Below are 5,279 nucleotides of genomic sequence, written 5' to 3' on the forward strand. Positions count from 1 at the left end.
ACGAGGCCGGAGGCGTTGCAAATGTCAAACATTCCGACAAAGCGCACGCCCCAGGGGTTGGCCCTCACCCCCGGCCCCTCTCCCCTTGTGGGAGAGGGGGGAGAGTTTTCATTCACTAGCACCGGCACGCGCTGGTAGATAGCCTTTGTCAGCTCGGCATCCTGACGGGTGCGGAAGACGGGCAGGGTGCGGGTGTTGGGATTGATACGGGCAATGTCGTCGGCGGTTAGGGTGAATACACGGCGTGGGTCGCGCAGGTGTTCGGTGCGAGTTGCGAAGAAGCTGAAGGTAGGGGGGCTCACCGACGTGCTTCTCCTGCAGATGGTGAGCAGGCAGAACTTGTAACTGCGATGCACGCCAGAGAAGATAGCTTCGCGGTTTTCAAAATCAAACAGGCTGACCAGTTGCCCCTTTTCCACCAGGTCGGCGAAGAAGAATTGGTTGGTGGCGTCGGTGGCGATGCCGGTTGGCACGATGATGCCGGCCCGCCCGCGAGGGTTGAGCAGGGCGCGGACGCGCTCGGCAAACACAGAGTAGGTGTTGATGTCGCCGCGACCGGTATGGGGATATAGCCCACTGCCACGCAGGAAGCGGCTGGTGCTTTCGGCGGCGTGCAAGGCGCGCTGATAGTCTTGCCAGAGGGTGGGGTTGGTGTCGGCGAGTGCTGCGATGAGCCGCCTGCGAGCGTCAGCGTTGGGTGCCTCAGCTATCACAGTGTCGCGGCTAGCGAAGAATTCCTGCTCCTCTAGCTGGATCATTTCCCAGGGTGGGTTGCCGAGGATAACATCGAAGCCGCCCTCACCTCCCCAGCCCCCTTCTCCGGGCGAGGGGGGAAGGTGAAACACCTCCGGGAACTCCAGTGGCCAGTGGAAGAAGCGCTGTTCGCAAGCCAGAGCTACGGCGGTGGCCAGAGCGCGGGAGTTGGCTCGATTTTCCAGCCGCTCGCTGACCGCTTTCGTGGTAATGGCCGCCGAGAAGTCCGAGGTCAAGCGCTGGAAAAAGGCCGCCGTCCAAAGGTTGCAGGCTTCTGTCAGTTTCTGGTGTTCTGGGTTTTGACAGTAGCGGGTGTAGAGCTCCTGCTTGCGGCGTACATTGGCTGGCGAGTCGTCCTGGATAGCTTCGAGCTGCTGCCGCTCCTGGCTGAGCTGGGCCACCACCTGGTCGGCCTCAAGCGGCAGAGAAAGCTGGCCTGTTTCCAAATCCCTGCGCTCGGCGCGATTTCGCCCCTTCAGAGAGCGGGCAGCCTCCCTGGAGTCGGCACTTACCGGCTCGAAAGCAGCATCAGGAAGGCCCTTTTCCAGAACCTTTAGATCCAGCACCCCCACCAGCGAGTCGCCACACTTGATGCGGTGATCGAGGAAGGTAAGCGGTTTGCCGGCGCAATGGGCCTCCAGCCAGAGGGCCACGCGGCAGAGTTCCACCGCCAAGGGGTTTTTGTCCACGCCGTAGAGGCAGTGGGCCACCACGTCGCGGATGGCCTCGCGCACAGTCTCGGGGGCGGGCTCCTCTTCGCCGGTGCGAACCTTGGCCAGCTCCTTGCCCAGATGTCGGGCAGCCGCCAAGAGAAAATGCCCAGAGCCACAGGCGGGATCCAGAACCCGCAGCGATAGGATGGCCCGTTCCTTTTCCTCACGGCCGGCTGCAGACTTCAGCCGCTCCTGCAGCACTGGCTCCAGGGCCGAGCGGACAAGTTCTGCCACCAGCTCCGGCGGGGTGTAGTAGGAGCCGGTACTTCTGCGCTCGGAGCCGTAGCCTAAGTCAAAGCAGGGCACACTGCCTGAGGTGTCAATCTGGGGCCGGTAGTCGAGCAGGCTTTCGTAGACGGATCCCAGCTCCTCTACGTCCAAAGCGGCGTAGTTGACCCGGCGCGGCGGCGAGGTCGCGTTCTCTTGGTAGTAGGCCAGGTGCCAGAAGGCCTGCAGCAGATCCCGGTTGCTCAGGCTGCACCCATCCAGCTCCAAAGGGGCAAACAACTCGCCGTTGAGAGGTGCAGCCCCTAGATGCTCTGCCAGCTCCTCCTGGGAAAGCACTCGCCAGAGCACCCGCAGGCTGCACCAGAGATCCTCATGCTCCGTAAAAGCGCTGCGCCGCTCCAAAAGTCGCCGCAGCCGACTCACGCCGTAGTGATCCCGGTAGAGGGGGCTGGCGCTAATTAGCCCCCGCTCCTCCGAGACTAAGAGAAACAAAAAGCGGTAGACCAGCCGCAGCAGTTGCCGGTAGAACTCCTCCGGGGTAAGGCAGTTCGATCCTGGAGAAGCCAGCCGCTCCCGCAGGTGGGAGTTTTTGGGATGGGCAAGAAAACCCTTGGCCAGGCCCTTGAGGCACTCTTCCACCCCATCCCGCAGCCGCTCGCGGACTCGCCCCCCCTGTTCCAGAGCCTGCTGGTAGTACTTCTCCAGCCAACACTCCCGCGCCTGCTCTGCCTTTTGGGGCAAACGGCTGCGGTGCAGCAGGCGAAACAGGATGGCAAAGTCGTTAAAGCGCTGCTCCTCTAGAATCTGCTGCAGGTCAAACTCCACATAGGCCTGCCGGCGCACAAAGGTGCTGTCCCGCAATAGACGGAGGGTCAGCCCGTTGGTGACGATGCCCCAGAGGTGCTCGCTGCGGTTGAGATACTCCTGCAGCAGTGAGTGAGGGGCTAGACGCGGCCTGCCGGTGGAAGCCAGCCGCCCCAGCTCCTGGCGTACCCCCACAATGTGCACCGGCGGGGCATCCTCTGCTTCGCCGGCGCGGTGCGAAATGGCAAAGGTAGCACCGTCCAGCTCATGGGCCCGTGGGTTGTAGCGCAGCTCGTAGCCCAGAAAGCTAAGAAAGGGAATAACCCAGGCATCGCGGGTAACCGACGTGGCCGGATCCCCTTCCGGCAGACGGGCCAGCCGGCGGCGGAAAACTTCCCACTGGGTGCGGGCCTCGGCAAAGACGCTGGCAATTTCTTCCGTCAGGCTGCGCTTGTCTTCTAGCCCAAAGTCTTTCGGCTTCTGGCCTGACAGCTCGCCAGCCAAAAGCTGCTCCAGAATGTCCGGCCCCAAGAGGCCCCCTTCAAGGCGTACAGCAGGAAATTGGCTCATCTGGACAGCAGAGGTTGTAGGACAAGAATTCCCAGCAGATCGGGGGGAAACTGCGGCTTAACCTCCAGCCCGCGCACGCGCTGGGAGATGGCCTGTCGGATGCGCTTGTGGGCCTCAGCCAGCTCGCCAGCTCGCTGGAAAATGGCCTCCCGGATCCCTTGCTGAAGGGGGTGTTCTAGACCCCAGTTTTCTGCAGTCGGCGGCCAGGGGCTGAGGCTGTCTAGCACCTGCTGCACCAACTCCTGCTTTTCTACAAGCGGCAGGTTGGCATCTGGCTTGGCTGTGGCCAAAAGCTGGAGCGCTGCCCTACTTTCCAGCCAGCGGGCTTCGCCCCTTTCTAGGCCAACCCCTCCCAGCACCAGCACCTCCTCCGCTAGCAGAGGCTGAGCCAGCGGCTGCTCCACTAGGTAGCGCACCCGCAGCAACAAGAGGGTGGTGAGCGCAGCCACAGCCCGCGTCCGAACGACCCCGCAGCGGGAGACGACGGCCTCTTCAGGCTTATCTAAGGCCTTCTCTAACAAAAAGTGGGCCAGGGCAGCGATGAGGCGGTGGTTGCGGCCAACGTATTCCGCTCCTTCCGGCGTGGGGGAGATGAAGCTAATCCGCCACTGTCCACCCTTGGGCTGGGGCAGGACTGAACGAATGGTCTCCGGCAGGGTTGCCGTGCCCTCCTGGCTGAGGTTGACCCGGAAGACTCCAGACTGCCGGTCAGGGATCACAGCCAGGCCTAGGCGCTGGGCAGCAGTTAGAAAAAATTGCTGCACGGCCTGCGGATCCCCCAGCACAGCGTCTGTGGCCTCCAGTTCCCGCTGCACTTCTTCCGGCTTGAGGGATCGCTGGGCAAAACGGGTGCGGTTGCGCCGCTCCTGCTCAGCAGAGCGATCCCACTGGGCGTGAAACTGGCTCACCTCTGCCATCCCCAGATCCAGCGCCAACTGGCGCTCCCCTGAGCCGGATCCCTGGCGCAGAAAAAGGGCCTCCAGCACCGCCTGGGTAACGCTTTCACTCGCTTCGGGCACAGGCACGTGGGTGCCAAGGGTGCGGCGGATTTCCCGCGCCTTGTCCAGCAGCACCTGCAGCACCGCACCGTCCACAGGGTTATCCCGCCCGAAAAAGCGGACGACCTTGACCCGTTCGGCCCGTTGGCCATAGCGATCCACCCGCCCCTCCCGCTGTTCCAGCCGGTTGGGGTTCCAGGGCAGGTCGTAGTGGATGACGGCTGTAAACTTTTCCTGCAGGTTGATCCCTTCCGAGAGGCAGTCGGTGGCCACCAGCACCCGTGGCTGGTCAACGGCAATTTCCGCAATCTTGGCCTCCCGTTCCTCGTCGCCCATGCGGCCGGTTACGCAGGCTACCTGAGTTGCGGATCCCAGGTGCTGCCGAAGGTGGTCGGCAAGATACCCTGCTGTGGCCACATAGCGGCACCAGAGAATGGGGTGAAAGCCCTCGGCGAGGAGCCGCTTCACCAGCTCGATGGCCCGCGCCAGCTTGGTGTCTTGGTCTACGCCGTGAAGTTGGTGGGCCAGACGGGCAAGCTCCCGCAACCGGCGGCGGTCGCTGTCGGGCAGAGTTTGCTCTGCAGCTTCAAGAGCTGGCAGCGGTAATTCGTCGTCAGTACGCTCTTGTGCCGACTCGAACACCCAGCGGCTAAAGCTCTCCTCAGCCTCTTCTTCCCGAGAGCCTGCGCTGCGATTGGCCAGCGCCGCCAGAGCCGCTGCCGGACTGGACATGACACAGCGCAAAAGAGCCAGCGCCCCCCAGTAGCGTACGCGCCGCCGCCGCTGCTCCATCTGCTGGCCGGTGCGCACCAGCTCCGAGCAGAAGGCATAGGTGCGCTCAAACAGCTCGCGGTAGCAGCGTGAAAGGTCATAGGTCTCATCTTCAGCTTCCCGGGTTGGGAAGCAGGCGGTTTCTTGCCAGGTCTCCTTGATGTCCCGCCGTGTGCGCTGGACAAAGTGACGGGCCAGCTCGATGCGCTGGTTCTCCTTGAGATCCTGAAGGTCCCACTCCTCGAACTCCGGCCGCAGCAGCCCCAGCAACGACCGGAAGGCCTCTGGGATGCCGCTGTGGGGAGTAGCCGTCAGCAGGATTAGGTGGCGGTTGGGCGCTTGGGCAATAGCTCTCAAAAGAGCATGCCGCTCCTGCTGAGCTCTGCCGGAACTGGCCGCTGCCGCCACGTGCACTGCGTAGGCAATGATCAGATAATGACAA

Annotated in this window: 2 protein-coding genes; both read right to left on the bottom strand. The window is 63.0% G+C overall.

Annotated elements, in window-relative coordinates; genetic code table 11:
• Positions 1 to 3,068, bottom strand: a 3,068-nt coding sequence (locus NW853_RS07300) for an Eco57I restriction-modification methylase domain-containing protein (RefSeq protein WP_414348672.1), incomplete at its 3' end; no start/stop codon positions are given.
• Positions 3,065 to 5,279 (bottom strand): helicase-related protein (locus tag NW853_RS07305; protein ID WP_414348674.1); only part of this gene is annotated, 2,215 nt, incomplete at its 5' end. The genes NW853_RS07300 and NW853_RS07305, both read right to left, overlap by 4 nt.

Source organism: Synechococcus sp. H55.11, from assembly GCF_047462475.1.
In the GTDB taxonomy this organism is placed as follows: Bacteria; Cyanobacteriota; Cyanobacteriia; order Thermostichales; family Thermostichaceae; genus Thermostichus.